The organism is Amycolatopsis sp. w19 (assembly GCF_051373225.1).
Classification (GTDB): Bacteria; Actinomycetota; Actinomycetes; order Mycobacteriales; family Pseudonocardiaceae; genus Amycolatopsis; species Amycolatopsis japonica.
Genome location: NZ_JBPQFM010000001.1, coordinates 63,191 through 80,637 on the forward strand (window position 1 = coordinate 63,191; position 17,447 = coordinate 80,637).

17 protein-coding genes are annotated in these 17,447 nt (G+C 69.7%); 11 read left to right on the forward strand and 6 right to left on the reverse strand.

From position 1 onward, the window contains the following. Positions 1–50: 50 nt before the first annotated feature. The 6 genes from ACSMFO_RS00250 to ACSMFO_RS00275 are packed head-to-tail and all read left to right on the forward strand — an operon-like array spanning position 51 to position 8,205. Positions 51–1,364 carry a hypothetical protein gene (locus ACSMFO_RS00250; RefSeq protein ID WP_436456219.1) on the forward strand — a complete coding sequence of 438 codons (1,314 nt, stop codon included), beginning with the start codon at positions 51–53 and terminating at the stop codon, positions 1,362–1,364. Then, positions 1,361–2,404 (forward strand): hypothetical protein, encoded by a 1,044-nt coding sequence (locus ACSMFO_RS00255; protein ID WP_436456221.1) that lies wholly within the window; start codon positions 1,361–1,363, stop codon positions 2,402–2,404. The genes ACSMFO_RS00250 and ACSMFO_RS00255 overlap by 4 nt, the downstream gene beginning before the upstream one ends. Next, complete coding sequence (locus ACSMFO_RS00260; protein WP_436456223.1) at positions 2,391–5,429, forward strand: tetratricopeptide repeat protein; 3,039 nt, start codon at positions 2,391–2,393, stop codon at positions 5,427–5,429. The genes ACSMFO_RS00255 and ACSMFO_RS00260 overlap by 14 nt, the downstream gene beginning before the upstream one ends. A 58-nt stretch (positions 5,430–5,487) precedes the next feature. Continuing rightward, positions 5,488–6,015, forward strand: coding sequence for a hypothetical protein (locus ACSMFO_RS00265; protein ID WP_038514728.1), 528 nt, complete (start codon positions 5,488–5,490; stop codon positions 6,013–6,015). A gap of 9 nt (positions 6,016–6,024) precedes the next feature. Next, positions 6,025–6,870: a DUF3592 domain-containing protein gene (locus tag ACSMFO_RS00270; RefSeq protein ID WP_436456226.1), complete on the forward strand. Its 846-nt coding sequence runs from the start codon at positions 6,025–6,027 to the stop codon at positions 6,868–6,870. A gap of 21 nt (positions 6,871–6,891) precedes the next feature. Continuing rightward, on the forward strand, positions 6,892–8,205 hold the full coding sequence (locus ACSMFO_RS00275) for an MFS transporter (RefSeq protein ID WP_038514727.1): 1,314 nt from the start codon (positions 6,892–6,894) through the stop codon (positions 8,203–8,205). On the opposite strand, the gene ACSMFO_RS00280 is transcribed toward ACSMFO_RS00275, so the two are convergent. Further along, on the reverse strand, positions 8,198–9,013 hold the full coding sequence (locus ACSMFO_RS00280; RefSeq protein ID WP_436456228.1) for a hydrolase: 816 nt from the start codon (positions 9,011–9,013) through the stop codon (positions 8,198–8,200). The two genes, ACSMFO_RS00275 and ACSMFO_RS00280, sit on opposite strands and share 8 nt — an antisense overlap. A gap of 82 nt (positions 9,014–9,095) precedes the next feature. Then, positions 9,096–9,692: a DUF6801 domain-containing protein gene (locus ACSMFO_RS00285; RefSeq protein ID WP_436456229.1), complete on the reverse strand. Its 597-nt coding sequence runs from the start codon at positions 9,690–9,692 to the stop codon at positions 9,096–9,098. Between the two features lie 227 nt (positions 9,693–9,919). Here ACSMFO_RS00285 and ACSMFO_RS00290 point away from each other — a divergent pair, with 227 nt between their 5' ends. The 3 genes from ACSMFO_RS00290 to ACSMFO_RS00300 are packed head-to-tail and all read left to right on the forward strand — an operon-like array spanning position 9,920 to position 12,203. Next, positions 9,920–10,714 (forward strand): adenylate/guanylate cyclase domain-containing protein, encoded by a 795-nt coding sequence (locus ACSMFO_RS00290; RefSeq protein WP_436457049.1) that lies wholly within the window; start codon positions 9,920–9,922, stop codon positions 10,712–10,714. A 57-nt stretch (positions 10,715–10,771) separates the two neighbouring features. Then, positions 10,772–11,626: a cell division protein ZapE gene (zapE, locus tag ACSMFO_RS00295; protein ID WP_436456230.1), complete on the forward strand. Its 855-nt coding sequence runs from the start codon at positions 10,772–10,774 to the stop codon at positions 11,624–11,626. Between the two features lie 10 nt (positions 11,627–11,636). Continuing rightward, complete coding sequence (locus tag ACSMFO_RS00300) at positions 11,637–12,203, forward strand: TetR/AcrR family transcriptional regulator (RefSeq protein ID WP_436456231.1); 567 nt, start codon at positions 11,637–11,639, stop codon at positions 12,201–12,203. Here the strand turns inward: ACSMFO_RS00300 and ACSMFO_RS00305 are convergent. Next, a complete protein-coding gene (locus ACSMFO_RS00305) occupies positions 12,200–13,588 on the reverse strand; it encodes a Gfo/Idh/MocA family protein (protein ID WP_436456232.1) in 1,389 nt (462 codons plus the stop codon). The two genes, ACSMFO_RS00300 and ACSMFO_RS00305, sit on opposite strands and share 4 nt — an antisense overlap. Positions 13,589–13,760: 172 nt before the next feature. Further along, on the reverse strand, positions 13,761–14,456 hold the full coding sequence (locus ACSMFO_RS00310) for a nitroreductase family protein (RefSeq protein WP_436456233.1): 696 nt from the start codon (positions 14,454–14,456) through the stop codon (positions 13,761–13,763). Between the two features lie 280 nt (positions 14,457–14,736). Here ACSMFO_RS00310 and ACSMFO_RS00315 point away from each other — a divergent pair, with 280 nt between their 5' ends. Next, a complete protein-coding gene (locus ACSMFO_RS00315; RefSeq protein ID WP_436456235.1) occupies positions 14,737–15,456 on the forward strand; it encodes a S1 family peptidase in 720 nt (239 codons plus the stop codon). A 171-nt stretch (positions 15,457–15,627) separates the two neighbouring features. Here ACSMFO_RS00315 and ACSMFO_RS00320 read toward each other — a convergent pair whose 3' ends face one another. After that, positions 15,628–16,218 (reverse strand): hypothetical protein, encoded by a 591-nt coding sequence (locus tag ACSMFO_RS00320; protein ID WP_436456237.1) that lies wholly within the window; start codon positions 16,216–16,218, stop codon positions 15,628–15,630. 112 nt (positions 16,219–16,330) lie between these two features. On the opposite strand from ACSMFO_RS00320, the gene ACSMFO_RS00325 reads away from it, so the two are divergent. Continuing rightward, positions 16,331–16,681: a hypothetical protein gene (locus ACSMFO_RS00325; protein ID WP_436456238.1), complete on the forward strand. Its 351-nt coding sequence runs from the start codon at positions 16,331–16,333 to the stop codon at positions 16,679–16,681. A 47-nt stretch (positions 16,682–16,728) separates the two neighbouring features. On the opposite strand, the gene ACSMFO_RS00330 is transcribed toward ACSMFO_RS00325, so the two are convergent. Further along, entirely contained in the window at positions 16,729–17,370 is a 642-nt protein-coding gene (locus ACSMFO_RS00330; RefSeq protein WP_436456239.1) for a S1 family peptidase, read from the reverse strand. Positions 17,371–17,447 lie beyond the last annotated feature (77 nt).

Sequence of the window (17,447 nt, forward strand, 5' to 3'; positions counted from 1 at the left end):
GGTGAGGCCCGGCCTCGGATAGAGTTGCGGCCGGAGCGGGGGGAGGGCGAGTGACGACGGCATCGGGCGAACCCCGGCTGAGGTCGGCCGTTCTCGCGCAGGCGTGGCAACGGATCGACGGCGTCGAGGTCCTCTCGTCCGCCGACGGTGGCCCCCTGACCCGCACGATCAAGAAGATCATCGACCCACTGGTGATCCGCACGTCGGCGCGTCCCCGGCTCGGTCGTCCGGTGCTGGACGCGGTCACGGCGGCGGAGCTGACGGAACTCTTGCTCGCCGACGCGGACAGGCTGCGCGCGACGGCCGCGTGGTTCATCCACCTCAAACGTCAGCGCCGCGCCCTGCGCATCACGGCGGGCAACGTGCAGGACGTCTGTTTCCCGCTGGCGTATGAACTGGCGACGGGCTTCGGCTCACCGGGACCTGACGCGGTGGCGACGGCCGCGGGGGCGTTGCGGGATCTCCATGGGGAGGGTGGCGTGGCGGGCGTCGATCAGCTCACCGCGTATCTCGCGGATCCGCGGCACGAGGCGCGGCTGACCGCGGAGTTGCATCGCCGCTGGCACACCGAAACCGTTGTGCCGCAGGATATCGCCGCGCTCCGGACGTTCGTCGACGACCTTTCCGACGCTGCTTGGCGAACCCTCGCCGAGTCGGCCACCGGGCACGCTCTCGGGCTCGGGCTGAGACGGCCGGACGGGGCACGCGAGCTCAGCGAGATCATCCGAGAGATCTCCGGGCTGTCCGCGCCGGATCTCGGTCTGCAACGCGGAGATCGCACCGCCGTCCCGCCCCTGAACCGGCGCGACGAAACCGGCGCCGAACTCCTCGAACGCAGTGTCGAACGCCGCGTGCGCGCCACCCTGCGCCGCCTTCCCCCGGACGAACGGCCTCCCGTCGAGGACCTCGTCGACGACGAACTCACCCGGGTCGCCGCCGGATTCGGGCTCGGCCTGCCCACGCTGGCCGCTTGCTTCGCGCTCGGTGTCGTCCTCGCCCCCGCGCTGCGGCCGCTCGACGGCGCGGCCCCCGCCGGGGTGCCCGAATTCGCGCGGCGGCTCAACGCGCAGGTCGCGCGGGAGGGTTACGTCCTGCACGCCCGCCGCGCGCTGGCCGGGGCCACCCCGCTCACCCCGCGGCCCGACGCCGAACTCCTGCGCGATCTTCGCGAGTTCGCCAAGCACTTCCTCGGCAGGCTGTGGGTTCGGCTGCACGGCTTCGACGTCCGCGGTGACCTGCCCGCCGACGCCGCCGACGTCCGCGACCTCGTCACCGGCGTGGTCCGCTCGACGTCACTGGATCTGCGGACGAAGGTGCGCCGCGCGCTCATGGCCCGTCTGCCGGATCTGGAGGCCGTGTCATGACGCATCCGGTGCACACGCCCGTCGTGGCGGCCGACGGCGGCCTCATCCGATTCACCCTCGCCGATCTGCTCGTGGGCAGGGCGACGACGATGCGCGTCGAGCTCAGTGACGCCGGGGCCGCCGAACCGTGGCTGACCCGGCTCGTGGGCGCGGAAGCGAGCCTCGCCGCGCTCGACCAGGGCCACGCGGATCTCCCCGCCCGGCCGGAATTGGGCAGGCTCGCGCTGCTGTTGTGGCTGCGCCGCTGGTGGCCCGCCGGCCCGTCGCTCGGAGTCCCGTCGCTGGACCCGGCGTTGCTGGACCTCGAAACGGCGGTCGCGACGGCCGACGTCGAGGACCTGGCCGAAGGGCTTCTCGACGGTTTCGAAGCCTCTCCGGCGGAACTGTTCGACGCGGCGGTCGCGGACGGCGCCCTCCTGGCAGCGGCGCGGCCGGTCGCCGACGACGTCCTGCAGTTGTGCACCCGCCTCGCCGCGTGGTTCGACGATCAGGACGACGTCGTGCGTGCCGAAGCCGCCGCACGCGTGGAAACACCGGCGCCGAGCCAGAACACATACGCACTGGCCGCGGGCCTCGATCCGGTCGCGCCCAGCGAAGGCGTGCTGGCGAGCGGACGTGCCAGCGTCGACTGGGCGCGGGTCCCGCCAGGAATCCTGGACGCCGGCGAAGACACGGTGAGCTGGCGGATCGTCGTCGCCGCGGCCGCCACCCGGCTCGAAGTCGTCGTCGCGGGCGCGTTCGCCGACGCGGCCATCAGCGCGTTCGCGAGCCACGAGGGCGAGCCGTTCGCGGAGGTGCCGCTGGAGCTGGGCGCCGGCCGGTTCAGCGGCACGGCCGACTTGGACGACGCTGCGGCCCGGCTGGCGGCGCGTGTCCCCGGTGGACAGATCGCCGTCGTCGTCGGGGTGGCGGACGAGAGTGTCGCCGGGACCACGGCGGAAGACCGGGCAGAGGTGGTCACGCTCGTGCGGGCCCGCCCGCCCGAGCTCAGGACACTGGCCGAACGGGCGGCGGCCGCTTCCGCCGATGAGGAGTTCTGACGTGCTCGTCGGCATGCCGCCGCCCCGGAACCCGCCGGATCGCCCGCTTCCGCCCGAATTGGGCCCCGCGAGCTCGCACGGGTACAACTGTCGTTGCGTCGCACGGCATTTCGGTCTCGATCCGGCTCCGTACGGCGAACTCCCCGCGTGCTCGCTGTCCGAACGCCAGTACCGGAAGCTGCTGGTGGAGGCGGCCAAGGTCCAAGACCAGGCCAAACGACTGGCCGTCACCCGGAACGTCGCGGACGCGCAACGGAAGTACGCCCGGATGCGCGAGATCGCGCGGCGGCTCGACCGGACGGATCTGGAACTCGCCGCGGTCAGCGACCTGGCCACGCTCTGCTATTCGGCGGGCGATCTGCGCAACGCGCGGCAATGCGCCGAAGCCGTGCTCAACGTCTTCAAGGTGAGCGCAGTCGCCATCGTCCACTTCGGACAGTACGCCGAGGCACGGATGATCGAAGGCTCCCGCGAGGTCGCCGAGCGCGTGCTCATCTCCCTGGCCACCGAGGAAGGTGACGTCGCCAAGGCACGCGAGCTGATCGCCGGGCAGCGGCGCCGGGCGGCGTTCCGCAAGGAGGCGGGGCCGGACCAGTATCCGCCCGAGCTGCTCGACGTCCACGGTGTCGACGAGCTGGAACTGCGGATCTTCGACGTGCGGGTGCAGATCGCGGCCGGGGATTTCGCCGGCGCGCGGACGGCGATCGAGGAGATCTTGGCTGCGTTGGACGCGCTCGCGGAGAACGACGAGGTCCGCGAGCGGGTCGTGCACCAGCAGGCCATGGTCAGGGCCGAACGTGCCCGGATCCGCCAGGCGGGTGGTGAGGACGCCGAGGCACGGGCGGACATGCTGAGGCTGACGGCTCAGCATGCGGGGAGCCCGATGGCCGCAAAGGTGGGCATCGGGCTGGCGGAAGCCCGCGCCCTCGCGGGTGATTTCCCCGGCGCGGTCGCCGCGATCGCCACCGCCCGCGACGAACTCGCGGCGGCGGGCCTGACCGGCGACGTCGCGGAGGCGAGCCACGCGCTGGGCACGTTGCTGCTGCACGCGGGCGACGTCGCGCAGGCCAAAGAGCAGTTCGAACACGCGAGAGCGATCCGGACGGCCAACGGCGACGGTCCGGGTCTGCGCCTCGTGGACACGGCACTGGCCCGCTGCGCGGCCGCGGAAGGCGACTGGGCGACGGCGGAGGACCACGCGAACCGCGCGAGGGAATCGGCGCGGACGGCGGGGGACTGGGCGGATCTCCTGCACACGGATTTCGTGGCGGCGTCGATCGGGTTCGCCCGGGGAGAAGACCTCCCCGCGGTGCTGGATCTGCTGCTCCCGCTGACGCTCGCGGCGGCGGAGTACCGGTTCGAGTTCGTCTCGCCGGAGGCGCGCACGGCGTGGGCACGGGACATCGCGGCCCCGACGATGGGGATGGCGCTGGCGTTGCTGGCCCAGATCGAGGAGCCGAGGCTCGCGGCGGAACTCGTCGAGCGCACCTGCGCCGTCGGCGCGTACACGGGCACGGAGGAGCGCACGCTGGACCTCACCGGCGCGTTTCCCAGCCTCGAAGTGGGCCCGGTCGCCGAGGGACTTCCGTTGGCGGCACTGGGTTCCGTGACTTCGTCGCTTCCGCTGCGGCTCGCCCCGCCGCCCGCACTGCGCTGGTCGCCGTCGTCGCCCATGGAACTGGACCGATGGCTCGCCGTCGCCGCCGAGCGGTACCGGCTGCCTCGTCCGGTCACCGACACCGTCGAGACCTGGCCCGCCGCGAAGCCCGGGCGCGAGACGTTCCTCCTGCGCTTCGCCGACGCCGGGCACACCTTCCTCACCTGGCGGACCACCGAGGACCTCGACACCGTCCACACACACCCCATCGACTTCGCCCTGGTCGGGACCGCCCGTCAGATCTTGGACGCCGCGTCCCCGACACCGCACGAAGGCGAGAGCGTGGCCGACGCTGTCCGGCGCTCACTGGGCGAAGACGCGTTCGGGAGCTTCGCCGGGGAACAACGCCTGGCCCGCGTGCTCGCGCTCAACCTCCTGCCCGCCGACCTGGTCGAGCGGCTGCGTCGTGCCGCCGCCGGGGGAAACCGCCCGCTCCTGCGGATCCAGCCGTCGCCGAGCCTCGCCGCCGTCCCGTGGGGACTGCTGGCACTGCCCGACCGGCGGGCCGATCGTGTGCTGGAAATCGACGAGATCGGCCTCTGTTTCGACGGCGACGAGCGCGTCCTCGACGTCGCCGACGTCTCGCTGCTCGCCCCGTCCGCGATCCCGCGCCGCCCGTCCTCGGCCGACGGTCCGCCGGCCTACCTGCTCGACCCGCGCATTCCCGGCCAGAGCGCGTTCGGTGAGCTGGGTTCCGTGCTCGGCAAACAGGACGCGACCTCACCGTTGATCCGCCATCTCGACGAGCGGCTCGCCGACGGGCCGGTCCTTCCCGCCGTCGAACGCGGGCTCGATCTGGTGCGCCGCACCGACACCGACCGCCGCCTGCTCGCCGAACTCGTGGCGGGACCCTGTTCGCGGCTGGTGTTCGTCGGGCACGTCAGCCGCGTCCGCGACGAGCACGGCGCGCAGACCGCGCTGCATCTGTCCTGCGAGGCCGATCTTCCGGGGACGGCCGCCCCGATCGGCGCGCACCGGCCGTTCACCGCCGCCGACCTCGCACTGTCCGAAATGGACATGCCCGCGCGGGTGGCGCTCATCGGCTGTGCCAGCGCGAGCGATTTCGGTCTCGCCGAACCGTTCGGCGTACTGCTCGCCGCCGTCGCGGCCGGAGCCGGTCTGGTCGCCGCCACCGTCTGGGCGCTGCCGACGTCGGCCGCCGTGCCCGGAGCGGACCCGATGTCCGAACTGGTCATCGCCGTGGACACCGCGCTCGCGGGTGAGGATCCGGTCACCGAGCTGTGCGCCTGGCAGCGATCCCGGCTCGCCCGCTGGCGCGAGCGGCCCGAACCCGCGACCTCTCCGGTCTTCTGGGCGCCGCTGACCTGCCTCGACGCGACAGACGACGGGAAAACCTGGGTTCGGTAGCGGGAGGGGCCGCCGAAGCTGTGTCCAGCACGAACGACACGGCGAAAGGCGGCACCCGATGTTCAAGAAGATCCGCGACAAGATCAACGACGCGACGCAGCAGGGCATGGCGCGGGGAGAGCAGGACTTCCAGCGCCACGCGGAGCAGTTCCGGCAGGCCGCCGCCGCGCAAGGCCACGACATCACGCCGCAGCTGCCGACTCCGCAGCTGGCCGCGCAGGCGTTCCGGAGCCTCAACGCCGACCCGGACATGGCGGCGTTCATGGCGTTGCCGATGGACGAGCAGTTGCGCCAGCAGCAGGAACTGCAGGCCTACGGCACCGAACTGCGGCGGCTCTACGACACCTGCGAGCCCGCCACGCTGGTGGTCCGCGGGCTGGAACCGACCGGCCGGAAGATCGCCGGGCAGGCGCAGTACACCGCGACGCTCGAGGTCACCCGCGCCGACGGCACCACGTACCGGACGGTGACGCAGCTGATCACGCCGCTGGCGACGATCCAGCAGTACGCGCCCGGTACCCGGCACGAAGCCCGCGTCGACCCCGCCGACCCGGCGAAGGTCGCCGTGTTCGGCCCGATCGGTTAGGCGGTGGAGATGTTCGGGACCTTCGAGTTCGGCCTGCCGGAAGACCCCCGGCGGGCTCGCCGCCCCGGTCTGCGCCTGTGGCTGCTGGGCGTGCCCACGACGCTGGCCTGGGCGGTCGTGGGCTGGTCGGGCGCCCTCGGGCTGCTGGACGGTTTCCGGTTGATGTCGCTGAACCGCGTCGACGCGTGGGGGGCCGACGCGGGCCCGGCGGTCTCTCTCGTCCTGCTCTTCAGCATCTCGATCACGGTGGCTTCGTCGCTCGGGTTCGCGATGCTGTGGGGCGGCGGGATGTCGCTGCGCGGGATGGGCGTCGGCTTCCGGGCGAGCAGCCTGGCCGCCTCCCTCGGCATCGCGCTGGGCTCCGGCGCCGCGATTCCGTCCTGGACGCCGCCGGAGGCGGTGGGGAAGCGGCTGCCGTCCGAACCCTGGACCGATGTGGACTGGGTCGTCTACTACGAGCCGTATCTCGTCCCGGGGGTGGCCGGGGTGACCGCACTGGTGATGATCATGGTGCTGGGACGGGCGTTCGTCACCAAGGCCGAAGCGGACGACCGCGCGCAGGCGCTGGCGCAGACCGGCCGCCAGGTGATGGGCACCGTGCTCGGCGTCGAATTCACCAACGTCTGGGTGATGGGGAATCCCCGGTTCACCGTGCAGGTCCGGTTTCCTGCGGACGAGGGGGAGCGGACCGTCGTCGCCACGATGATCACCCCGCCGTTGCAGGCACCGGCCCGCGGTTCGACGGTGAAGGTCACCTACGACCCGCGCGATCCGGACTCGGTCCGGATCGATCCGGATCCGGCGGATCGGGCGGCGGGCGGAAACCTCGGTGCCTTCCTGCCCCCGTTGTTCTGATCGCCCTCTACACTCCCGCGGATGGACGAACAGACGGCAGAGGTGTCCACCGCGCAGGCGGTCCGCAAGGCGATGATCCGGCTGGTCCCGCTCCTCGGGCTGCTCTATCTGCTCAACTATCTCGACCGGGTCAACGTCGGGTTCGCGGCGCTCACCATGAACGCCGACCTCGGCATCAGCTCGGCCGCCTACGGGCTCGGCGCGGGCCTGTTCTTCGTCGGGTACTTCTTCTTCGAAGTGCCCAGCAACGTCATCCTGCACAAGGTGGGCGCCCGGATCTGGATCGCGCGGATCATGGTCACCTGGGGCATCGTCGCCTCGGCCACCGCGTTCATCCAGGGCGAGGTCAGCTTCTACATCGTGCGGGTGCTGCTCGGCATCGCCGAGGCCGGGTTCTTCCCCGGCATCATCCTGTACCTGACCTATTGGTTCCCGCGTAAGCAGCGGGCCAAGATCGTCGCGCTGTTCTTCCTCGCGGTGCCCCTTTCCTCGGTCATCGGCAGCCCGGTTTCCTCCCTGCTCATCAAGCATGGCGACGGCGTCCTGGGCTTCGACGCCGGCTGGCGGTTCATGTTCTTCGCCGAAGGGGTGCCGTCGATCCTGCTCGGGGTGGCGGTGTTCTTCCTGCTGCCGAGCAAGCCGAAGGACGCGAAGTGGCTGACCCCGGGGGAGCGCACGGCGTTGCAGTCGGCCATCGACGCGGAGGACACCCGTGAGGTCGGCAAGGAGGTGAGCACCCGGTCGGCGCTGACCGATCCGCGTGTGCTCGCGCTGAGCGCCGTCTACTTCGGCATCATCTTCGGCCTCTACGTGCTCGCGTTCTTCCTCCCGCAGGTGATCAAGGGCTTCCAGCAGCAGTTCCAGACCAACTACAGCATCGTGGAGATCGGGCTCATCACGGCGATCCCGTACGCCGTGGCCGCCGTCGCCATGGTGTTGTGGGCACGCCATTCCGACCGCACCGGCGAACGGGCCGGGCACGTCGCCATCGCCGCGTTCGTCGGCGCGGTCGCGATCGCCGCCGCGCTGTATCTCGGCTCGCCGCTGTGGGTGATGATCGCGGTGACCATCTGCGCGGTCGGCGTGTTCACCGCGATCCCGGTGTTCTGGCAGCTGCCCAACGCCTTCCTGACCGGAGTCGGCGCCGCCGCCGGGATCGGCCTGATCAACTCCTTCGGCAACCTTTCGGGCTTCGTCGGTCCCTACCTCACCGGCTGGTTGCAGGGCCTGACCGGGAGCTTCCGCGCGGGGATGTGGGCCGTCGCCTTCTTCATGGCGATGGCGGGGGTCATCGCGTTGACCTTCCGCAACAAGGAGAAGAACCCGGTCAAGTGAGGTGGTCGAAGTCGCCGTTCACCCATCGGACATGGGTTTCGGCGCTTCGGCGCACGACGGCGCGGGCGTCACGGTCGATCGTGTCCCCGCCCAGGGTGTAGAGCCGGTCGTAGGTGAAGTCGTCGAGCCGGTCGACGACGCGGCGGACCACGGCCGCCGACAGCGGGATGTGCTTGGGGAAGTTGCGCTGGAACGACACCCAGCCCGGTGCGAGCCCACCCGAGATCGTGTCGCCCGCCAGGATGCTGCCGTCCGGTGTCCTGGCGACGGCGCTGCCGCGCATATGCCCGCCGAGCCGGATCAGTTCGAGGCCGGGCAAGGGTTCCACGTGCTCGTCCCAGAACTCGAACGCCGGATCGGGCGCGGGCAGCCATTCGCGGTTGCGTTCGTTGACCAGCACCGGGACCCCGCCCAGCGCGCGGCTCCAGCCGAGCTGGGCGCCGAACATGTGCGGATGGCTGGTGGCGATCACGGCGACGTCGCCGAGACCGCGGACGACGTCGAGCACCTCGGTGTCCAACCAGGACGGCGGATCCCAGAGCAGGGTGCCCGCCGGGGTCGTCGCGACGAACGACCAGTGCCCGATCGCGAACCGCGGGTCCCGCTTGATGCTGTGCAGCCCGCGGCCGTGATCCCGGTGCAGGGTCTTGTGCGGCACGGACATCAGTTCTTCGTGTGTCCACCAGCGTCCGGTGTGCGCGCCGAGGTCACCGGCCTCCTCCATGCCGACCTCGCCGCGGTCGAGCACGCACCGGGGCGGCTCCGGGGTGGCCGGGTGTTCGATACCGCACCTGTCGCAAATCCACATGATCGAGAGTCTGTGACCTCCAGTGCGCTGGAGGTCAAGACGCGTCTTCCCCCGGCTCGGCGAGCCGGGGGAAGACGGGTGATCAGCTGACGGTCGTCTTGCCGAGGACGGCGTCCTGGTCGGGCGGGTCGAGGGTGAGGTTGACGTCGAACTCGCCGAGCGAGCTGTCGGTGACGATATGCGAGGTCGCCGCGGCGTCCACGCTGCTGGTCGCCTCACCGGCGGGGGTCCCGGCCGGGATGGTGAAGTCGACCTTGCCCGTCGCGGTGAACTTCAGCGAACCTTCGGCGGGCACCTCGGTGTCCGGGATCGGCAGCTCGATGGGGATCGACACCTTCTGCTCGCCGAGCGCGATGTTCACCTTCGAGCTGATGGTGCCGGAGAGCTTCTTCGCACCGACCAGCCGGAGCCCGTCGCCGGCGGCCTGACCGGAATCGACGTCGAGGGTGAACGGCACCGAAATCGGCTCACCCGCCTTGGCCGTCGCCGGGATTTCCGCCTTCACCACCACTGCCACCTTCTGGTCGCCGATGATGGGGAAGCCGCCCTTGTACGTGAGATTCTTTTCGACGGCGGCCGCGGTTCCCGTCGCGGTGAGCATTACGGTTCCGGCGACCACGGCCGCGATCCCGGCCGCGCGGAATCGCCGGACACCCTTCCGTACGAGGGTTTCCGTCATGTCAGGTCCTTTCGTCGTTGAATGGGCTCGAAACCGAATGTAGGTGGAAAGTCACCAACGAGGAAAGGAAAAGATCTCTCGCGTTTTCTTTACGCTTCGATCTTGTCACGCGTATGGAGAATGGGGAGTTCGTGAATTGTCACGCGAAGGCGGAAAGGGGAAATACCGTCCGTATTCTTGTCACCCCGGTGACAGGTGCTCCGTCCGTGCGGCGAGCGACTATCGTCTTGATCGTGACCGAACGACCTGAGCCGTGGCACCTCCGGACCCGCAGGTTCCTGCGCGCGACGGACCAGCGCGGTGAGCTGGTGCGCGGCGCGCGGTTCCTGCGCGGGCTCGTTCCCGGGAACGCCGAGCCACCGGCGCCGTCGACGGGACGATCGTCCGACCGGCTCGCCCGCCTGCTCACCGAGGCGGGCGCCGACCGGCCCAGCGCCACCCGTGAGCTGGGGCTGGCCGCGGTCCAGGCCTGGCAGGCCGTCCGCCGCTCCGGCGCCCCGCCACTGTCCGCGGACGGCATCACCGTGCTGTTCACCGACCTCGTCGGCTTTTCGACCTGGGCGCTGGAGGCCGGCGACGACCGCGTTCTGGGGCTGCTGCGGGAGGTCTCCAAGGTGACCGAGTCGATCGTCGTCGGCCACCGCGGCAGCGTCGTCAAGGGGCTCGGCGACGGGGTGATGGCCGTGTTCGCCGATCCGGGGGAGGCGGTGAACGCCGCCTACGAGACATGCTCCGCCGTGAGCGTGATCAAGGCCGAGGGCTATCTGCCCCATCTGCGCGCGGGGCTGCATCGCGGGAATCCGCAGCGGGTCGGCGACGACTACCTCGGCGTCGACGTGAACATCGCCGCCCGGATCATGGCCGCCGCCGACGGCGACGAGGTCCTGGCCAGCGCGAGCGTCGTCGAAGAACTCGACCAGGACACCTTCACCGTGCGCCCGCGCCGGAACTTCCGGGCCAAGGGGACCCCGAAGGACCTGCGTGTCTTCCGGGTCGTTCCCCGGTACACGGCCGACGGCTGAGTGTCCTCTCGATCACCTTCGCTTGCCCGACCCTCTATTTCCCTAGAGGCTTCCTCTATGGCCATAGAGCTGGACTCCGGGCAGATCGCCTGCGCGGCACTGCTGGACGAAGTGCCGCGCAGGCGGCGTGGTGTCTACCTGTGGGGTTCCGTCGGGCGGGGCAAGACGATGCTGCTCGACGCCTTCCACGCGGCCGCGCCCGGCCGCAAGAGCCGATGGCATCTGCATCATCTGCTCGCGCATCTGCAGTCCACCGCCCACGACCTCGGCGGGATCGACCGGGCCGTCGCCGCGGTGCTGGACCGGCTCTCGCTGTTGTGCGTCGACGAGTTCCACTTGCACGACATCGGCGACGCGATGCTCCTGCGGCGTTTGCTGGACGTGGTGTTCGCCCGGAAGATCACGCTGGTCGCGACGTCGAACTACCCACCGGAAGGGCTGCTGCCGGATCCGCTCTTCCACGACAAGATCGAGGCCGTCGTGACAGCGCTTCGAGCGCATCTCGACGTCGTTCGCCTCGACGGCGAGAACGACTACCGCCTGCCGGGAACCAGGCCGGGCCGATTCGTCGTCGGCCCGGCACCGGAGACGACGTCCGGTGTCACGTTCGGTTTCGACGAGCTCTGCGCGACGCCGAAGATGTCGACCAGGGACTACCTGGAGCTGGCCGCGCGCCACCGCCAGTGGACCATCGCCGACGTCCCGCCGTTGAGGACGGCGGGGGCCGACGCCACGATGCGGTTCCGGGTCCTGATCGACATCCTCGTCGATCAGGGCGTCGAATTGGCCGTCTACGCGCGGACGTCGCTGGACGAACTCTTCCGCGACCCGCCGGAAGTCCCGGATCTGGAGCGGATCCGGAGCAGGCTCACCGCGCTGTCCGACGGGAAGGTCCACTGTGGAGTCAACTGACCGGCGGACCATGATCGCCGAAGCCGCGACGGAAATCCTCGCCTCGCAAGGAATCCGCGGCCTGACGCACAGCGCGGTCGATGTCCGGCTGGACCTGCCGCGCGGCTCGACGTCGTACTACTTCCGCACGCGCCAGGCGTTGCTGGAAGCGGTGGTCCGGCGTATCGCGGACACGTCCGCCCACCGCTTCCAGCTGACCGGCCTGGCGCATGCCGCCGTCGCAGGCCACACCGCCGCGGCGCGGGCGATGGCGGCGTGGCTCGACGACCTTTTGGTGAGCCGCCGCCATCACGTCACCGCCCGCTACGCGCTGACGATCGAGCTCGCCGGCTTCCCCGAGCTCCACGAACTTCTCGCGCGGGCCCTGTTCTCCCGTGAGCACGCGACGCGGTTGTGCGAAGCCCTCGGCGCGTCCGATCCCGGCACGGCGAGCGCGGACCTCGTCAGCCTGATCGAAGGCCTGCTGTTCGACCGGTTCGCCGGTGCGCGTTCCCTCGACGGCGTCGAGGCGGGCACCCCGGCCAGCGTCGACCAGTTCGCCCGGCCGCTGGCGGCATACCTGCGGGGAATGCCTTAGCCGGGCATCTCCGAAGGCTGCGAGTCCAGCCCAGGCCGGGCTTTCGCCCAGCCACCACGCGTGAAGTCCGGTACCGCCACCGGTTTCCCGCCGCGCGCGAGGGAGACCACGCTCAACGGAACGGGGGAGCACCAGGCAGCCGAGTCGTAGACGTCGATGTCCGGCACCAGCCCGGCGCGCATCTGCTGCACGATCCGCCACTGCAGCACGTAGTCCATGCCGCCGTGCCCGCCGAGGTTCGGGTCGTCCTTGAGCTTCTTCCACAGCCAGTGGTCGTGGCGGTCGCGGTACGGCCCGAAGTCCTTCCACGCGTGCCCGCTGTGGTCGGGCTCGATGTAGATCCGGGCGGGGTAGTCCTCCACGATGCCGCGGCTGCCGGCGAGGCTGTTGATGCGGCTGTACGGACGCGGCGAGCTGACGTCGTGCTCGGCGCGGATGATCCGGCCCTGCTCGGTCTCGATCAGGCAGGTCACCAGGTCGCCGTTGATATAGGTCTCTTTCCACGACGGGTGACCCGGCGGCATGTGGCGTTTCCGGTAATCGGCGAGGCCCTTCGGCTCGGTCGCCGTGGCGCGCAACGTGGCGAACCGGTCGCCGCGGTTGACGTCCATGCAGGCGGCGATCGGCGCGAGACCGTGCATCGGGTAGAAACTCGCCGTGCTGCGCGTGTGCCATTTCCGGCGCCACGCGTCGGTGTAGTACGTGTCGGAGAACAGCAGCTCGCGGAGGTCGTGCAGGTAACCGCCGTGCCCGTTGGTGACCTCGCCGAAGACGCCCTCGTGCGCCATCTTGAGGATGGCCAGCTCGTTGCGGCCGTAACTGCAGTTCTCGGCGAGGAACAGGTGTTTGCGGGTCCGCTCGCTGGTGTCGACGAGGTCCCACAGCTGGTCGAGCTCGGTGGCGATGGGCAACTCGACGCCGACGTGCTTGCCGGACAGCAGCGCGGCCTTGCCCTGCGGGTAATGGAACTCCCACGGCGTGGCGATGTAGACGAGGTCGATGTCGTCCCGTGCGAGCATCTTCTGGTAGGCGTCGGCGGATCCGCCGTACTCCGCCGGACGCGGACGCCCGTCGGCGGCGAGCTTGTCCGCGGCGGCCTTCGCGCGCTCGGCACGGATGTCGCAGACGGCCGTGACCGCGGCGCCCGGGACGGCACTCCAGCCGCCGATCATGGACATCCCGCGGTTGCCGAGACCGATCATCCCGATCCGGACGGTCCGGTGCCGTTCGAACGGGACGCCGATCATGCTGCGCTGGCCAGGACGGCGGGGCGAGCTCGCGGCTTCTTCCGCGGCGGTGGCGCTCGCCGGCATCGCGGCGAGCGCCCCGGCGGCGAGCGCGCCACCGAACAGTGTCCGCCGGGAGACAGAGGGCAGGTCGGCCATGAAGAACACTCCTTCGTGTCGCCTTCGGTGCCCAGACTTTGTCCAATCGCCGCCGGATATGTCAAGAGATGCGCCAAAGTGAGCAATAAACTGCACTAATGCGCAGTTTGACTGTGTGTTCGCGGCCGCTTCGCGCAACCCGGGTGCGCGCGCACCCGGGTCACGCGTCGGCTCAGCGCCGGATCATGACCTGATCGATGGACTTGCGCACGAGGTTCGGCACGACGCAGTCGTCCGCCGGGTAGCCCACCGGGATGACGGCGAACGCCTTCTCGTTCTGCGGCCGCTCGAGCAGCTCGCCGAGGAACCGCATGGGTGACGGCGTATGCGTCAACGCGGCCAGCCCGGAGAGGTGCAGCGCGGTGAGCAGCATGCCGACCGCGATGCCCACCGACTCGTCGACGTAGTAATGCTTGTGCTTGGTGCCGTCCTCGTCGAGGAAGTAACGCTGCTGGAAGACCAGGATGAGGTACGGGGCGTCGGTGAGATGGGTCTTCACGGCGTCGGTGCCCAGCGGGCGCAAGGCGGACAGCCACTCCTCGCCGAGCCTGCCCTCGTACGAAACGCGCTCTTCCTCTTCGGCGGCTTCACGAATCCGCTGTTTGGTCGCTTCGTCCTTGATGAGCACGAACGTCCACGGCTGCTGATGTGCGCCGCTGGGCGCGGTCGAAGCCACCGCGATGGCGTCGACGACCACCTGCTCGGGCACCGGGTCGGTCGAGAACATCCGCACGGTGCGGCGGTCGTCCATGCGGCGGCGCAGATCGGCGGCGGTGGCCAGCGATTCCTCCTCGGACATGCGCGCCGGACGATAGGGCACCGGCTCGAAGGGGTCGCCGTAGGTCGGGGTCCACTGTGCTGCGGTCATGGTGGCGATTCTGTCGGCGGGAAGGGCTTTCGGGAAGACCCGGCACCGGGTTATGTCCCTGGAGTTATGCCGCCATCTGTCTCAAGTGGACGGACGCCGGGTGTCGTAACCGGCTGGTGGTTCCGGTACCTAGAGGGGCACTTAGCGGTGGTGGGGGCGAAGAGATAAGTACCTACTGCACGACTTTCGGCGGTGTCCGATTTCTCTTGCCGCGTCCCAGAATCAGCACACCCGTCCCCATCGCGCGGCCGAATCCCGGCCGCAGAAATGAGTCGGAACCATGCGATTGCGCTCCTTCGCACTGATCGCCGGCACCGCCTTCGCGGCACTGCTCGGCGTCACCGCCCCCGTGGCGTCCGCCGCGGAACCGTCCTCCGACGTCCAGCCGATGATCATCGGCGGCCAGAACGCGTCGAGCGGCCCGTGGGCGGCCAGGCTCTTCGCCAACGGCCGGCAAACGTGTACCTCGACGATCATCGCGCCGCAGTACATCCTGACCGCGAAGCACTGCGTGGCCAGTGGTGGCACGTTCACCTTCCGGATCGGCAGCCTCGACCAGCAGAGCGGCGGCACCATGGCCACCGGCTCCACCGTCACGCGGCACGCGAGCGCGGACCTCGCGATCGTGCGCCTCACCGCCCCGGTGAACGCGACGTACTCGCCGCTGGGCACCACCGCCAACGTCTCCGTCGGCCAGACCGTCCAGGTCTACGGCTGGGGCGCGACGAGCCAGTGCGGCTCGGAGATCAACTGCCAGTCGCGCTACCTGAAGGTCGCCAACGTCTCGGTCACGTCGGTCTCGTGCCGTGACTACAACGGCGGCATCGCGGTGTGCGCGCGCCGCGGCGACGGCATCACCGCCGGCGGGGACTCGGGCGGCCCGATGTTCGCCTCCGGCCGCCAGGTCGGCGTCGCTTCGACGAGCGACCGGCAGACGACGACCGCGTACACGAACATCACGCGGTACCGGCCTTGGATCCAGCAGGTGGCCGGGGTCTGAGGTTCGGTTGTGGCGGGGCCCTTCCCGGCGGTTGCCGGGGAGGGCCCCCGCGTCGTGTAGGCGGCCGCGGTGACGAACCTCCTGTGCTCACTATCGACGGAGCACGCTTCTCCGCGCTCGGCACCGCGATCGCCTTCCGGCAAGCGGAAGAATCCGATGGTCAGGGGTCGATCACGACCGTACGGTGAGCCCATGTATGCCGGGCTTACCGAACGCATCGAGGCGAACTTCGCCGAACATGCCTGCCACCTGCATCGCCGCACCGACGGGATGACCGTTACGGAAACAGCCGATCTGGTGATCGCCGACAGCGGTATCGAAGGTGATGCCGGTATCTTCAACGTCGTCGCGAACGCGCGTTTCGCGCCGGATGAGATGAAGAACCGTCTCTCCCTCACCGCGTTCAAGCTGCGTTTGACCGGCCGCGCCTTCTCGTGGTGGGCCGGTCCGAATTCCGCCGACATGCCGTTCGGCTCCGTCGAACTGACGGCAGGGAAAAGGGAAGCCGCGATGTGTGCCCGCGTCGCGGACATCTCGGGCGCGGGCCCGCACCCGGATCTGGAGATCCGCCGCGTCCGTACCCGGGAGGAACTCGCCGACTACGCCCGAATCCTGGCCGCTGCACGGAATCCGCCGGCCGTCACCGTGGTGGAGTTCTACGATCGTGTGGCTCCGTCCGCACTCGCCGACGACTGCCCGGCGCACTATCTGCTCGGCTACCACCATGGCGAGCCGGTGAGCGCGGGCGAGATCTTCCTGCACGCCGAGGTCGCCGGTATCTACGACCGGGTATCCCGTCCCGGTCGTTCCGCTGGAGGACCGCGGCTACACCACGCGGGAGCAGCTGATCTCCATCGGCTTCGAACACGTCCACGTGGAAAACGAGCGTTACGACGGCCCGCAAGCCGGTGTCGCCGACATCTCCGGCGTTCCCCACTACTTCGTCAGGCTGAACACCTTGTTCGAGGACGGCGACGAGTTCTCCGTCTGGCCGATCGACGACGAGAGTCTCGCCCTCGAACAGGAAGCCTGGCGTCTCTACGTGAAAGCATGGGACGCGGGGGACCATAAACCCGTGCGCCTCACTGAACTCGAATCGTTGCTGGACGCTCGCCGTACCACGCCGCCCGCCATTGCACGAACGATGTTCGCGCAATGGCGTTTCGACGAACGCGATGCGTGCCACGACGACAGCGGACCCACCTACATGATGCGCTGGCGCTAGTTCCGCACGGATGTCGGTCGAGGTTCTTGCCGCTCGGTGATCGTGCCTCAGGCGAGGGTGGCGCCGTAGGCAGTGAGCACGGAGCGTAGTGGCTGGAAGAAGCTGACTTGGCTGTTCCCGCCGGACAGCACTCCGTAGCCGATGCCGGCGTAGAACAGCGGGCCGCCGCTGTCGCCGATCCCGATGGGGATGTCGGTGGCGATCGTCCCGACAACCTGCTTGCCACCGCCGAAGTTCACGGTCTGGTTGAGACCGAGGACCTTCCCGCACGTCTTCTTCGTGGTCATGCCGCTTTTGCACACCCGTTGCCCCACCTGTGGAGTGCCCGCGCGCAGGATCCGCTGGGTGCTGCCGTCGTAGAGGTTGACCCGGCTGTGCCCTGAGCCGGAAAGGTCCCGGACACGGCCGTAATCGGTCACCGGGAAATGGGTGTCCACGCTGGGGCCGATATCTTGCCAGTCCAGCCCGTGTTCGGTGCAGTGCCCGGCCGTGAGGATGTACCGGACATCCTTGACGAGGATCGCGAACCCCGCTGAGCAATAGTACGGTTCACGGCCGGGCCCCGGCGAGACCGTGTACATCGCATCGCCGCCGTTCACCGCCGGCTGCTGCGCCACACCGACCGCGGACGGCGCCGCGGAGACGACCGGGCAGGCCGACAAGACAGCCGCGGCCGTGGAAATCAGCACCCCGGCCAGCCTACGGCGTGAGCAGCCGAACATGATCATGTCCTTCCGACCTTTGGAGACTGGATATGTGTGACCAG